This window comes from Pseudomonas sp. Eqa60 (genome assembly GCF_018326405.1).
Taxonomy (GTDB): Bacteria; Pseudomonadota; Gammaproteobacteria; order Pseudomonadales; family Pseudomonadaceae; genus Aquipseudomonas; species Aquipseudomonas protegens.
Genome location: NZ_AP024342.1, coordinates 3,379,189 through 3,391,916, shown reverse-complemented (window position 1 = coordinate 3,391,916; position 12,728 = coordinate 3,379,189). Strand labels below are relative to the sequence as shown.

Here is a 12,728-nt window from a genome sequence, read left to right as displayed (position 1 = left end):
CACGACCGGTTCACCAGCACTTGAAGGGGTGAGCGGTACAACTAAAGAGCGGTGTCTGAATCGGTGTTGCTGAAGCCGTAGCGCTTGAGCAGCTCGTCACGCTTGGCCGGGTGCATGTTGGCCAGGCGTACATCACCCGAGTAGTGCGCCAGCACCCGGTGGTCCATCAGGCGCCGCCAGAGGGCCGGCACATAGGCCCAGACGATCATGGTGGCGTAGCCATAGGGCAGCTGTGGCGACTCGTCGAAGTGACGCAAGGCCTGATACGCACGGGTCGGGTTGGCGTGGTGGTCGGAGTGGCGCTGCAACTGGAACAGGAAGATGTTGGTGACGATCCGGTTGCTGTTCCAGGAGTGGCGCGGCGAGCAGCGTTCATAGCGGCCGTTGGGCTGTTTCTGGCGCAGCAGACCGTAGTGCTCGACGTAGTTGACCACCTCCAGCAGAGAGAAGCCGTAGATCCCCTGGATCACCAGGAAGGGAATCACCGCCGCCCCCAGCCAGGCGATCAGCACGCCCCACAGCACCACGCTGTACAGCCAGGCGCTGAGCACGCCGTTCTTCCAGTGCAGGGTCGGCAGGCCGAGTTTTTCCAGGCGCTGGCTTTCCAGATGCCAGGCCGAACTCAGGCTGAACCACACGGTACGCGGCAGGAAACTCCAGAAGGATTCGCCCAGGCGCGAACTGGCCGGGTCCTCCGGGGTGGCCACCCGCACATGGTGGCCGCGGTTGTGCTCGACGAAGAAGTGCCCGTAGAAGGTCGAAGCCAGGGCCAGCTTGGCCAGGAACTTGGCCATCCCGCGGTTCTTGTGCCCCAGCTCATGAGCGATGTTGATGGCAATGCCGGTGGCCGCGCCAGTGGACATCGCCATGCCCAGGTAGGTGAACCAGCCGATACTGCCGTGCAGTTGCGCACGCTCGGTGAGGAAGGCGGCGAAGCTCGCCAGGCTGCCTTGCAGGTGCAGTTGTTCACTCAGTTGCAGCAGGCCGCCGGCGATGATCCAGTCCACCCCGCTGATGGCCATCCAGGCGGTCACCACCAAAGACAGTACCGATAGCACGGCACAGCTGTAGACGATAAAGCGGTAGTAGGGTTGTTTTTCCAGATCGGGAACGGCGGATTCAGGCGGGTTGCTGGCATCTTCCCCCATCAGGCCGTCAATCAGGGGGATCAGGCCGAAGATCACCAAGACCCCGCTCCACCAGAACACTTGCACCCCGGTGGTGAGGGCGAAGATCCCCGACAGCAGAGGGGTGATCATGGGCAAGGTGCCCAGCCACCACAGGTGACGCTTGCTATCGGTCCAGACGCCGGGTGCCGCCACGGAAACAGTCATGGCAGCCTCCGCAGGATGGCAGTCGAAACAGGTGCTATAAAGGACAGCGCGGCTGCGCTGTGCCGAGCGTGAGGGGATGAAAAAACAAAAGCGTGAAATGGCGTTATTTTCATTATTTTTAATCGCTCAATTGCACTTTCAAAAAAAACATTCAAAACATTTTTTTAAAAAAATAGCTCGGGTTCGTTAGCTCGTCAACTATTTTTTCGGCTTGTTTCGAATGTCGCCCGTGAAGCATTTACAGCTGCTGTCGACGCCGCGGCAGGGGCGCTCGAAACCGCCCCCCACCACGCCCTCAACTTGCTCTTGAAGCCGCGAACGGCGGGTGCAGGATGGTTGCGCTGCGTTGTGGCGCAGCCTGGGAAGCGACGTGCTGGACCATGGCCACCACCCGCTCGACTGCGCTGATGGGCAACATGTGGCCCCGGCCCTGGACGATCTCCAGGGACAGCCCCGGCACCTTGCCGACCATTGACTCACCGTGCCGGCGGTAACTGAGCACCGGGTCCGCCGAGCCATAGATCAGCCCTACCGGCAGCTTCAGGCTGGGGTAATGCTTGACCATGCCCGGCAGCGAACGGTTGACCACGGCGATTTCGCTGGAGGCGTTGTAGAAGCTGTCCGAACGCATCCCCAGCAACCCGCCGCCACGCTCGGCGAAATCCTCGGGCACCGGGTCCGGGGCGAACACCGACTTGACCAGGCCACGGCGCCCGAGCATGGCCATGGGCGCCGCCAGGGTCAGGGACATCCAGCGCCGCAGGAACGCCGGGCGCACTGCCAGGGACAGGAACACCAGCGGCAACATGCGCTGCGGATGGGTCAAGGGGGCCACCAGGATCAGCCCGGACACCGATTGCCGATGGTCCAGGGCCAGGGACAGCGCCACCGCACCGCCCAGGGAATGCCCCAGCACCAGCGGCTGGCCCAGGTCCAGGGTACGAATGAACCTGGCCACCAGGCTGGCCTGGGCCGGTAGGTCTGCCGCGGCGCCCCGGGCCCGGGTGGAATAGCCCGAACCAGGACGATCGATGGTGATCACCCGGAAGCGTTCGCGCAGTTGCGGGGCCAGGGAGTGGGTCAGGTTGCGCCCGCAGCCGGTCAGGCCATGGATCATCAATAGCGCCGGGCCCCTGCCCTCATCGGTGTAGTGAATGCGCTCGCCACCGACCTCGAGAAAGCGTCCGTTGATCGGAACCTGGCTTTCAATCCGGCGGTTGATACGAAAACTCACCACCCAGAGCACCGCACTGACCGCCAGGAATACCGCTGCCGCTACCAGCCACTCCATAACCCGCCCCCTCAGCTTCCCTGCGCCGTTCGCCCGTGATCGGAATGACCTGGCGGTGTGGCGTGTCGCCCTGGCCTGGTGCCGCCTGTGACGCCTCACCCATGGCCTGGATGAGCCCCGCAAAATCCACAGGCGACCAGCGCAGGTGACATTTTCAGGTAATTTATTTAAATTAATTTTTAAAACATTATTTTAAATTGTGCAATCCTGAGTTTTCACCCACTGACGAAAGTCACCCAGCAGCATCATTACAATCGAGGTACACACCATGAATGCGTACTCGCCACCCGACGACCCCGAGGTCGTTGACATCGCCATCATCGGCGCCGGCTTCGCAGGGCTGTGCATGGCGATCAAGCTCAAGCAAGCGGGGATAGAGGATTTCTTCGTCGCCGAACACGCCGCGTCCCTGGGGGGCACCTGGCGCGACAATCACTACCCCGGCTGCGCCTGCGACGTGCAATCCCACGTTTATTCCTTCTCTTTTGCGCCCAACCCGAACTGGACCCGGCAGTTCGCGCCCCAGCCGGAAATCCGCGAATACCTGGAAAACTGCGCCCGGGATTTCGCCCTGGCGCCCTACCTGCACTTCAACATGGGCCTGCAACAGGCGGTCTTCGATGAAGCCCGGGAGCGCTGGCACCTGCGCTTCAGCAATGGTCGGGAAGTCAGTGCGCGGGTACTGATCTCCGGCATGGGTGGCCTGTCGCGCCCGGCGATCCCGGACATCCCCGGGCTCGACACCTTCACCGGCAAGCGGTTTCACTCCCAGCAGTGGGATCACCGCTACGCCCTGCAAGGCAAGCGGGTGGCGGTGATCGGCACCGGCGCCAGCGCCATCCAGTTCGTGCCGAAAATCGCCCCGCGGGTGGCTCAGCTCAAGCTGTTCCAGCGCACCCCGCCGTGGATCATGCCCAAGCCCGACCGCGAGCTCAGCGCGGTGGAACGCTGGGCCTTCAAGCACCTGCCCTTCACCCAGCGGCTGGTGCGCTCGGCGCTGTACTGGACCCTGGAAAGCCGGGTGATCGCCTTCGCCCGCCGGCCCAGGCTGATGAAGGTGGTGCAGCGCGTGGCCCTGCGCCATCTGCGCAAACAGGTACCCGACCCGGTGCTGCGCCAGCGCCTGACCCCGGACTACACCATCGGCTGCAAGCGCATCCTGATCTCCAACGACTACTACCCGGCCCTGACCCGGGGCAACGTGCGGCTGATCACTGATGACATCCAGCGCATCGACGGCGACGCGGTGATCACTGCAGACGGCAGCCGCCACCCCGTGGACTGCATCATCTTCGGCACCGGTTTCCAGGCCACCGACCCGATCCCCCGAGGCCTGCTGTTCGGCCGCCACGGCCAGGACCTGATGGACAGCTGGGCCCGGGGCGCCCACGCCTACCTGGGCACCTGCCTGCCGGGCTTTCCGAATTTCTTCATGATCGTCGGCCCCAACACCGGCCTGGGGCACAACTCGATGATCCTGATGATCGAGGCCCAGGTGGACTACATCCTCAAGGCCCTGGGCCAGATGCAGCGCGAACGTATCGCCAGCATCGAAGTCCGGCCCCAGGTCGAAAGCCAGTACAACCAGCGCCTGCAGCAGCGCCTGGCCGGGGCCATCTGGTCCACCGGCGGCTGCCGCAGCTGGTACCTGGACCCGCGCAGCGGGCAGAACACCACCCTCTGGCCGGGCTCCACCTGGAGCTTCAAGAAGACCTTGCAGCACTTCGAACTGCAGGACTACCAGGCCAGCCACCTGCCCCACGCCCAGCCCGCCGCCGCACCGGCCGCCGCGCGCCCCCTGCACCTTGAAGAGGCCGCTCTCAATGAAAAACTTTAACGGTAAAGTCGCCGCCATCACCGGCGCCGCCTCCGGCATGGGCCGCGCCCTGGCCGTCGCCCTGGCCCGTGAGGGCTGTCACCTGGCCCTGGCCGACAAGAACCCCCAGGGCCTGGCACAGACCGTGGCCCAGGCCCGGGCCGCGACCCTGTTGCCGCTGCGCATCAGCAGCCAGGAACTGGACGTCGGCGACCGCGAGGCGATGTTCGCCTGGGCCGCCGCCAGCGCCGCCGAACACGGCCAGATCAACCTGATCTTCAACAACGCCGGGGTGGCGCTGTCGAGCACCGTGGAAGGTTCGAGCCTGGCGGACCTGGAGTGGATAGTGGACGTCAACTTCTGGGGCGTGGTCCACGGCACCCAGGCCTTCCTGCCCTACCTCAGGCAATCCGGCGACGGCCATATCATCAACACCTCCAGCGTCTTCGGGCTGTTCTCCCAGCCTGGCATGAGCGGCTACAACGCCACCAAGTTCGCCGTGCGCGGCTTTACCGAATCCCTGCGCCAGGAGCTGGACCTGCAAGGCCACGGGGTCTCCGCCACCTGCGTGCATCCGGGGGCATCCGCACGGATATCGCCCGCACCAGCCGCATCAGCGACAACGTCAAGGGTTTCCTGATCGACAACGAGCAGCAGGCACGGGACGACTTCGAAAAACTCTTCATCACCTCCGCCGAAACCGCCGCCAAGGTGATCCTGCTGGGGGTGCGCAAGAACAAGCGCCGGGTGCTGATCGGCCGCGACGCGCACTTGCTCGACCTGTTCATCCGCTTGCTGCCCAGCGCCTACCAGGCCCTGGTGGTGTGGGCCAGCCGGCGCATGGCGCCCAAGCCGGGCAAGACGCGGCCGGCGGTCTACGAGCCCCAGGACGAACGCGGCCTGTAGCGCCGCCCACCCTTTTTCATGTCTAGAGGAGCGACAGCCATGCTGCCCATCCGCCGCGACATCAAGGTCGAACTGCCTGCCGAACGCGCCTGCGACTGGCACGAGCAAGGCAGCCACGTGACCCACTTCTTCAATGCGTTGTCCCTGCTGTTTCCTTCCGGCGAGCTGTTCTTCATGGACAGCGTGCGCCACTACCGCGAACAGATTCACGACCCCGAGCTCAAGCGCCAGATCCAGGGTTTCATCGGCCAGGAAGCCATGCACAGCCGCGAGCACCTGCGCTACAACGACCTGCTGCAGGACGCCGGGCTGCCGGCCCATCTGCTGGACCGGCGGTTGCGCTTCTTCCTCGATTTCCAGAAGAAGCACTTCCCGCCGGCCTTCAACCTCGCGATCACCGTAGCCCTGGAACACTACACGGCAATCCTCGCCGACCTGCTGCTGCGCGACCCCAGCCGCTTCGGCAATTCGGTGGCGGGCTACCGGCAGATGTGGCTGTGGCACGCCCTCGAGGAAACCGAGCACAAGGCCGTGTCCTACGACGTCTGGAACAGCGTGATCAAGCCCGGGCCCAAGCGTTACCTGATCCGCACCGGGAGCATGCTGTTCACCACCCTGGGCTTCTGGCTGGTGGTGTTCGACTTCCATGTGCGCATGCTGATCGCCGACCGCCGTCGCGGCGGCCACTGGCGCGGGTTGTGGCAGGTGGTCAAGTACCTCTACGGCCCCAAGGGGGTGTTCCCGCGGATCGCCCTGCCCTGGCTGCAGTTCTTCAAGCCGGGCTTTCACCCCTGGAACCACGACAACCGCGAGCAACTGCAACGCATCGACGGCCTGGTGCAGGACATCGAACGCACCCGCGCCGCCGCGGCCAAGTGACAAATGCCGGCACGGCGCAACAGCGGCGTGCCGGCATCCCCTGGCGGGCTGCTAACCTGCAACGCACCCTTAGGTGCTGCGAGCCCGCGCGATGATCCTGATTCTGCTGCCCCACGCCGACTACGACCCCAGCGAAAGCAGCCTGCCCTGGCAGGCTGCCCGGGACGCCGGTTTTGCCGCGCAGTTCGCCACCCCCCTGGGGATGCCGGCCTACGCCGATTCGCGCCTGGTGAGCCTGGGGTTCGGCCCGCTCAACCCGTTGTTGATGACCCCGGCGGCCGACCTGGCCCGCTACCACGCCATGACCCGCGACCCGGCCTTTTGCAGCCCTCTGCCCTATGCCGGGGTCGACCCGGCGGCCTACGAGGGCTTGCTGATTCCCGGCGGCCACGCCCGGGGCATGCGCAGCCTGTTGGAATCCGAGGAGGTGCGGCGGATCATCCTGGCCTTCTTCCAGGCCGACAAACCCGTGGCCGCGGTGTGCCACGGCCCCCTGGCCCTGGCGCGCTGCATCGATCCGGCCAGCGGGCGCTCGGTGCTCCATGGGCGCAAGGTCACCGCCCTGCTGGCCGGCCCCATGGAATTGGCGGCCTGGCTGGTCACCGCGCCGTGGCTGGGGCGCTACTACCGCACCTACGACCACAGCGTCGAAGAAGAGATCAAGGCGGCCCTGGCCAGCCCGGCGGATTTTCTGCCCGGGCCCTGGCTGCCCCGCCGGGATTCGGCAGAGCACCCCGAGCGCGGTTTTGTGGTCCGCGACCGCAATCTATTGACCGCACGCTGGCCCGGGGACTGCCACCGCTTCGCCAATGAATGGGCGAGCCTGCTGCAACAGGCTCGCGACGCCCAACCTCAGGCGCAGCAGGCAGAGCGCTGACCCGGCTTGAAGGCATGGCTGCGCGCGCTCCAGACCAGCATCAGGCCCACCAGCGCCAGGGCGGCCATGGCCCAGGGAAAAGACGCCGCACCATAGCGTTGCAAGAGCAGGCCGCCGACCATACCCCCGCAGGCAATGCCCAGGTTGAAGATGGTCACCAGCATCGATTGCGCGACATCCGCCCCCTCCCCGGCCACATCCGCCACGGCGGTCTGGAGCAAGGTCGGGGCGCCACCGAAGGTCAGGCCCCAGGCGCCAATGCCGAGCCAGGCCAGCCAGGGCTGGCTGGCAGCGATCCCCAGCAGCAGGCACGCCAGGGAGAAACCGGCGAGGCTGCACAGCGTCAGCCCGCGCAGCCAGCGGTCGACCCCGAGCCCGGTGAACCAGATCCCCACCAGGGAGGCCAGGCCGAACACCAGCAGCGCCCGGTCGAGAGAGGCCGCCAGGCCCAGGGACGCGAGGAACGGCGCGATATAGGTGTAGAGAATGTTGTGGGCCAGGATCCACACGAAGATCACCAGCAGCGCCTGGGGCAGGCCCCGGGTGAGAAAGATCCGCGCGATCGGCTGGCGCTGGTGGTCCGGCTGGCCGGGGTAGTCCGGCACTGCCAGGCGCACCCAGAACCACAGCAGCAGAGCCAGTAGCGACAGCCCCCAGAAGATCTGCGGCCAATCCATGCGGGTGCCCAGCCAGGCCCCCAGGGGCACCCCCAGGCACAGCGCGATCGGCTGGCCCACGCCCACCACCGCCAGGGCCCGGCCCTGCAACTCGGGCACCACCAGACGCCGGGCATAGCCGGCCAGCAGGCCCCAGACCAGCCCCGCCGCCATGCCCGCGGCAAAGCGCGCGGCCAGGGTCAGCAGATAGTGGGTCGACAACGCGGTCAGGCTGTTGAACAGCAACAGGCCGCCGATGGCCAGCAACAGCAAGGGCCTACGGCGCCAACTGCGAGTGGCGGCGATCAGCGGAATCGCCGCCGCCACCGAGCCCAGGGCATACAGGCTGATCAACTGCCCGGCCATGGCCTCGCTGATGCCCAGGCCCTGGCTGATCTGCGGCAACAGCCCGGCAGGCAGCGTCTCAGTGACGATGGCGATGAAACCGGCCAGGGTAAAGGCCAGCAGGCGCCAGACCGGCAACCTACTGGAGGCGGTCGGCAAAGGTACGCAAATGTTCATGAAAGAATGCTCACACAAGAAAACCAGAAATCACCGCAGGAACCGGCTTGCCGGCGAAAAGGCCCTCAACCCCTGCTCCCGACCCACGGGCGCCTTCGCTGGCAAGCCAGCGCCTGCATCAGCGCTAGAAGAAACCGCTCAGCCGAGGTAGGAGGCCGCCATGTCCTTGTCGCCATGGCCCTGCTCCAGGGCGCGCTGGAAACGCTGGATTCCGGCCTCGGCCAGATCCAGCCGGACCCCGGCTCTGGCGGCCGCCGCTACCATCAATTCGGCGTCTTTCAGGGCGTTGGCCAGGGTAAAGCTCGGGCTGTAGTCGCCACTGAGCATGGCCCGGGTCTTGGCCTGGAAATAGCCGCTGTCCAGGGGCCCGCCGCTGACCAGCTCCACCACCAGCGCCGGGTCCAGCCCCAGCCCCTTGGCCAGGGCCAGGCTTTCCGCGGCGCCGTGGGTCAGGGCCAGCACCCAGCTGTTGAGGGCCAGCTTCAGGCGGCTGCCGGCTCCCGGCTGTTCGGCAACCCAGAGCACACGCTTGGCGATGGCCTCCAGCAGCGGCTGCAACGCCGGCCGATGAGCCTCGGGGCCCGCGCCCAATACCACCAACTGGCCCTGCTCCGCAGGCTGGCGCGTGCCCAGCACCGGGGCATCGTAGAAGACCAGCCCGCCATCCCGGGCAAAGCCTTGCAGTTCGTCGTTGGCCTCGATCCCCACGGTGGCCATCTGCAGCCAGAGCGCCCCAGGCTCGAAACCGTCCCGTGCCTGCTGCATGGCTTGCAGCACGGCGGCGCCGTCCTTGCCCAGGGTGATGATCACTTGCGCCCCGCGTACCGCCTCGGCGGGCTCGGCAAATACCTGGATATCGTCCGCGATCAGCGCCTGGGCCCGTTGCAGCGTGCGGTTCCAGACCCGTACCGCAAAGCCCTTGCGCCGCAGATTGCGCGCCACTGCGGCGCCCATGATGCCGATGCCTAATACCGCAATGGATCCTGGTTGCTTGGCCATCTGTGCCTCTCCCGTGTTGAATTAATTATGGAATGATCATTCCAATAAAAAGCAAAAAAAAGCCCAGCCCTGTAGGAGCTGGCTTGCCAGCGAAGACGCCCTGGAACCTGATGCAGATTGTGAGGGGCCCTTCGCCGGCACGCCGGCTGCTACAGGCTGGCCAGGACCACCTCGACCACATCCAGCAGGCGCTGGCGTCGTTGCTCCGCCAGGCTGCCCTTGGCCAGCACCCGCAAGCCCTGCACGGTGCACACCACAAAGCTGGCCAGGGCCCGGGGATTCTTCTGCGGGTCGATCTCCCCCTGCTCCTGGCCGCGACGCAGCACCTGCTCCAGGGCCGCCTCGATACGCTGGAAATTCTGCGCCACGAGCTGAGCCACCGCCGCGTCCTGCCCGGCCATTTCCAGGGAGGCATTGGCCGCCAGGCAGCCCAGGCGCCGGGTGTCTTCCAGCTCGTTGTCGACGATGCGCATCAGCAATCGCCGGACCAGTTCCCTGGCGGGTGCGTCGGCACCCAGCAGCTCGATATTGGCGCTGGTCATCTGCTGGTAGCGCTTGAGGGCACAGGTGTACAGGCCGTGCTTGCTGTCGAAGGCGTTGTACAGGCTGCTGCGGCTCAGGCCGGTGCCTTCCACCAGGTCCTGAATGGACGTGGCGGCGTAACCGCGCTGCCAGAACACCTGCATGGCCGCATCGGCAATCTGCTCGGGGTCGAACTCCTTGGGACGCACGGCTATTACCTTTCTGGAATGATCGTTCCAAAGACTAAAGATCAAGCCGGCAGGCGTCAACCGGGCCGAGCAAAAAAAGCCCCGGGCCGGTTCTCGGGTCCAGGAAGCGGATCTAGGAAGCGGAAGTCGCCAGGGGCTTGTTCAACTCGCCGATCTTTTCCAGCCGGGCGCGCACGATGTTGCGGCTGATGTTGAGCAGGCGCCCGGTCTGCAACTGGTTGCCATGGCAGTAGCGATAGGCCTCGCGAAAGATCGTTTCCTCGATGTGCTCGTACAGGTCGGGAATGTTCTGCTCGAACAGCGCCTGCAAGGCCCGGCCCAGGTCTGCCGGCGCCTGAGGCCCCGGGACGGCCAGGGGCGCCTGTTCCTGGCGGATGCCGGAGGAGCGCATGTCCACCAGGTGCAGATCCCCCGGTGCCACCCGTTGCTGGCGGCACACCAGCAAGGCGTGGTGGATGGCATTTTCCAGTTCGCGAATGTTGCCCGGCCAGCTGTGCTCCAGCAGCTTGCGTTCAGCCTCTTCGGTCAGCGAGGCACGGTTGTAGCCCAGGCGCTGGCAGTGTTCCTCAAGGAAGAATTCGGCCAGGGGCAGGATGTCCCCCGGGCGCTCGCGCAGCGGCGGCAGGCGGATGGTGGCCACGTGCAGGCGGTAGAACAGGTCTTCACGAAAATGCCCGGCCACCACCGCATCGGCGAGGTTGACGTTGGTGGCCGCCACCAGCCGCACATTGATCGGGATCGGCGTGCGCGAGCCCAGGCGCACCACCTCTCGCTCCTGCAGCACCCGCAGCAGCTTGACCTGCATGTTCAGCGGCAAGTCGCCGATCTCGTCGAGAAACAGCGTGCCGCCGTTGGCCGCTTCGAACCAGCCGGCCTTATGGGTGGTGGCACCGGTAAAGGCGCCTTTCTCATGGCCGAAGAGTTCGCTCTCCACCAGGGTTTCGGCAAAGGCCCCGCAGTTCACCGCGACAAAGGGCTCGCGCCCGCGGCGGCTCAGGTGATGGATGTGGCGCGCCACCAGTTCCTTGCCGGTGCCGGTCTCGCCAATGATCAGGGTATTGGCCTCACTGGGGGCCAGGCGCTCGATGCGACTGAGCAATTCCTGGGAGCGCGGGTCCTTGAACACCAGAACGGTGGCCCGTACCGACTTGGTCAATTCACGGGCGTTTGGATGAGTGATCAGCGACATGGTGCATTCCTGGCAGTAAAAGCGCGGGCTCAATAGTGCACGAAGATATTTAGACTAAATAATTATTAATTAATCTTTAGATATTCCTTTTGCGAATATACCTGGAGGGTGCTCCCCACCTGCTGCTGGAGCAGCAATCGGCCAGCACCTGCCTGTTCGCAGATCAGCAGCGGCGGCTTGGGCCAGGGCCTGTCGATCTGCCTGAAGCCCTTGCCGGGCAAGGCCTGCAGCGCTTTGTAGCGGCCCTGGCATGCAATCTGCTCTATCCCTTCCGACACCAGTACCCACCACCGCCCCTCGTAGGAGCTGGCTTGCCAGCGAAGGCGTCCGCAAGGGCGAGGCAAGGTTCAAGGGCCTCTTCGCCGGCAAGCCGGCTCCTACAGGAAATACCGCGATATCCGGCGCAGGGCTGGCGGGGCTGAGGGCTTATTTTTTGAGGGAGAGTGCAATGCAAGGTTTATGGCGCAATACCCTGGCCGTTATGGCCGGGCTGCTGATCAGTGTCACGGCCCTGGCCAACCCGGCCCCCGAGTCGGTGAAGATTGCCATCGTCGCCTTCACCCAGGGCGGCAAGCCGGTGTTCGGCGGCATCGCCGGGCGGGTGATCGAGGATGGCTGGCTGGAACAGCAACTGAGCCAGCGCGGCATCAAGCTGCAGTGGATCGCCCTGCCCCACGCCGGCGCCGGGCCGCAGATCAACGAGGGCTTCAGCAACAACAGCATCGACTTCGCCGTGCGTGGCGACCTGCCGTCGGTGATCGCCGGCGCCGGCGGCGTGCCGGGCAAGCTGATCGTGCCCGGCGGCAGCGGCAACAATATCTACCTGGTGGTGCCCACCCAGTCCACGGCCAAGAGCATCGAGGACCTCAAGGGCCAGCGCCTGGCCCTGCATCGCGGCCGGCCCTGGGAGTTCGCCTTCAGCAACTTCCTGGCCAGCAAGGGCCTGAAGCTCGACGACTTCAAGATCGCCAACCTCAACCCCCAGGTCGGTGCGGCGGCGGTGTCCGCCGGCAAGGTCGACGCCGCGGTGCTGCTCAGCGAGGCCTATGCCCTGGAAGACAAGGGCGTGGGCCGGATCATCTGGTCCACCAAGCAAGGGGCCAATGACTGGCGCCTGGTCTCCGACCTCTGGGGCACCGACAGTTTCATCGAGCAGCACCCCGAGGTTACCCAACTGCTGGCCACCGCCTGGGTCAAGGCCGCCTGGTGGATTTCCCAGGAACAGAACCAGGACGCCTACTACCAACTGTCCTCCCGCGCCGGCACCGCCGAGAGCGTGCTGCGCCGCGACGACCAGGGCGACCCGGTGGCCTGGAAGGAGCGCTGGGCGCCCAAGAGCGACCAGCAGCTCAAGGCCCACTATCAGGCGCTGAGCGACTACGCCCTGGCCAACCAGCTGATCCGCACGCCCTACGACATCACCCCGGCCCTGGCCACCGGTTTCACCAACCAGGCGCTGATCGATCTGCACCTGAGTGATTACTGGCCCGCTCTGCGCGGCCAGGTCGCCACCCATCCCTGAACCCTG

At 65.6% G+C, this 12,728-nt stretch carries 11 protein-coding genes and 1 pseudogene; 5 read left to right on the top strand and 7 right to left on the bottom strand.

Annotated elements, in window-relative coordinates; genetic code table 11:
• Window positions 1-41: 41 nt before the first annotated feature.
• Both KI242_RS15530 and KI242_RS15525 read right to left on the bottom strand, forming a co-directional pair.
• Window positions 42-1,334, bottom strand: a complete 1,293-nt coding sequence (locus tag KI242_RS15530) for an alkane 1-monooxygenase (protein WP_011061224.1) — start codon at window positions 1,332-1,334, stop codon at window positions 42-44.
• 295 nt (window positions 1,335-1,629) lie between these two features.
• Complete coding sequence (locus KI242_RS15525) at window positions 1,630-2,625, bottom strand: alpha/beta hydrolase (protein WP_015635560.1); 996 nt, start codon at window positions 2,623-2,625, stop codon at window positions 1,630-1,632.
• Between the two features lie 268 nt (window positions 2,626-2,893).
• Here KI242_RS15525 and KI242_RS15520 point away from each other — a divergent pair, with 268 nt between their 5' ends.
• The 4 genes and pseudogenes from KI242_RS15520 (at window position 2,894) to KI242_RS15505 (ending at window position 7,103) form a co-directional block, all read left to right on the top strand.
• A complete protein-coding gene (locus KI242_RS15520) occupies window positions 2,894-4,462 on the top strand; it encodes an NAD(P)/FAD-dependent oxidoreductase (protein WP_212806355.1) in 1,569 nt (522 codons plus the stop codon).
• A pseudogene (locus KI242_RS15515) lies at window positions 4,449-5,347 on the top strand (SDR family NAD(P)-dependent oxidoreductase). The gene KI242_RS15520 and the pseudogene KI242_RS15515 overlap by 14 nt, the downstream one beginning before the upstream one ends.
• Window positions 5,348-5,386: 39 nt before the next feature.
• Window positions 5,387-6,226 carry a metal-dependent hydrolase gene (locus tag KI242_RS15510; protein WP_019095520.1) on the top strand — a complete coding sequence of 280 codons (840 nt, stop codon included), beginning with the start codon at window positions 5,387-5,389 and terminating at the stop codon, window positions 6,224-6,226.
• A gap of 91 nt (window positions 6,227-6,317) precedes the next feature.
• Complete coding sequence (locus tag KI242_RS15505; RefSeq protein WP_041118136.1) at window positions 6,318-7,103, top strand: type 1 glutamine amidotransferase domain-containing protein; 786 nt, start codon at window positions 6,318-6,320, stop codon at window positions 7,101-7,103.
• On the opposite strand, the gene KI242_RS15500 is transcribed toward KI242_RS15505, so the two are convergent.
• The 5 genes from KI242_RS15500 to KI242_RS15480 form a co-directional block, all read right to left on the bottom strand.
• Window positions 7,079-8,281: an MFS transporter gene (locus KI242_RS15500; RefSeq protein WP_212806354.1), complete on the bottom strand. Its 1,203-nt coding sequence runs from the start codon at window positions 8,279-8,281 to the stop codon at window positions 7,079-7,081. The genes KI242_RS15505 and KI242_RS15500 overlap by 25 nt on opposite strands.
• A 138-nt stretch (window positions 8,282-8,419) precedes the next feature.
• The gene (locus KI242_RS15495; RefSeq protein WP_212806353.1) at window positions 8,420-9,280 is read right to left on the bottom strand and encodes an NAD(P)-dependent oxidoreductase; all 861 of its coding nucleotides are present in this window, start codon (window positions 9,278-9,280) and stop codon (window positions 8,420-8,422) included.
• Between the two features lie 149 nt (window positions 9,281-9,429).
• Window positions 9,430-10,011: a TetR/AcrR family transcriptional regulator gene (locus KI242_RS15490; RefSeq protein WP_011061216.1), complete on the bottom strand. Its 582-nt coding sequence runs from the start codon at window positions 10,009-10,011 to the stop codon at window positions 9,430-9,432.
• Window positions 10,012-10,123: 112 nt separating this feature from the next.
• On the bottom strand, window positions 10,124-11,200 hold the full coding sequence (locus tag KI242_RS15485; protein ID WP_011061215.1) for a sigma-54 dependent transcriptional regulator: 1,077 nt from the start codon (window positions 11,198-11,200) through the stop codon (window positions 10,124-10,126).
• Window positions 11,201-11,265: 65 nt separating this feature from the next.
• On the bottom strand, window positions 11,266-11,478 hold the full coding sequence (locus tag KI242_RS15480; RefSeq protein ID WP_173476950.1) for a hypothetical protein: 213 nt from the start codon (window positions 11,476-11,478) through the stop codon (window positions 11,266-11,268).
• 170 nt (window positions 11,479-11,648) lie between these two features.
• Here KI242_RS15480 and KI242_RS15475 point away from each other — a divergent pair, with 170 nt between their 5' ends.
• Window positions 11,649-12,722 (top strand): ABC transporter substrate-binding protein, encoded by a 1,074-nt coding sequence (locus tag KI242_RS15475; RefSeq protein ID WP_053151569.1) that lies wholly within the window; start codon window positions 11,649-11,651, stop codon window positions 12,720-12,722.
• Window positions 12,723-12,728 lie beyond the last annotated feature (6 nt).

Excerpts from the sequence above, each read along its gene's own strand:
- KI242_RS15530 (WP_011061224.1), bottom strand. The coding sequence starts at position 1,334 with ATGACTGTTTCCGTGGCGGCACCCGGCGTCTGGACCGATAGCAAGCGT.
- KI242_RS15525 (WP_015635560.1), bottom strand. The coding sequence starts at position 2,625 with ATGGAGTGGCTGGTAGCGGCAGCGGTATTCCTGGCGGTCAGTGCGGTG.
- KI242_RS15520 (WP_212806355.1), top strand. The coding sequence starts at position 2,894 with ATGAATGCGTACTCGCCACCCGACGACCCCGAGGTCGTTGACATCGCC.
- KI242_RS15510 (WP_019095520.1), top strand. The coding sequence starts at position 5,387 with ATGCTGCCCATCCGCCGCGACATCAAGGTCGAACTGCCTGCCGAACGC.
- KI242_RS15505 (WP_041118136.1), top strand. The coding sequence starts at position 6,318 with ATGATCCTGATTCTGCTGCCCCACGCCGACTACGACCCCAGCGAAAGC.
- KI242_RS15500 (WP_212806354.1), bottom strand. The coding sequence starts at position 8,281 with ATGAACATTTGCGTACCTTTGCCGACCGCCTCCAGTAGGTTGCCGGTC.
- KI242_RS15495 (WP_212806353.1), bottom strand. The coding sequence starts at position 9,280 with ATGGCCAAGCAACCAGGATCCATTGCGGTATTAGGCATCGGCATCATG.
- KI242_RS15485 (WP_011061215.1), bottom strand. The coding sequence starts at position 11,200 with ATGTCGCTGATCACTCATCCAAACGCCCGTGAATTGACCAAGTCGGTA.
- KI242_RS15475 (WP_053151569.1), top strand. The coding sequence starts at position 11,649 with ATGCAAGGTTTATGGCGCAATACCCTGGCCGTTATGGCCGGGCTGCTG.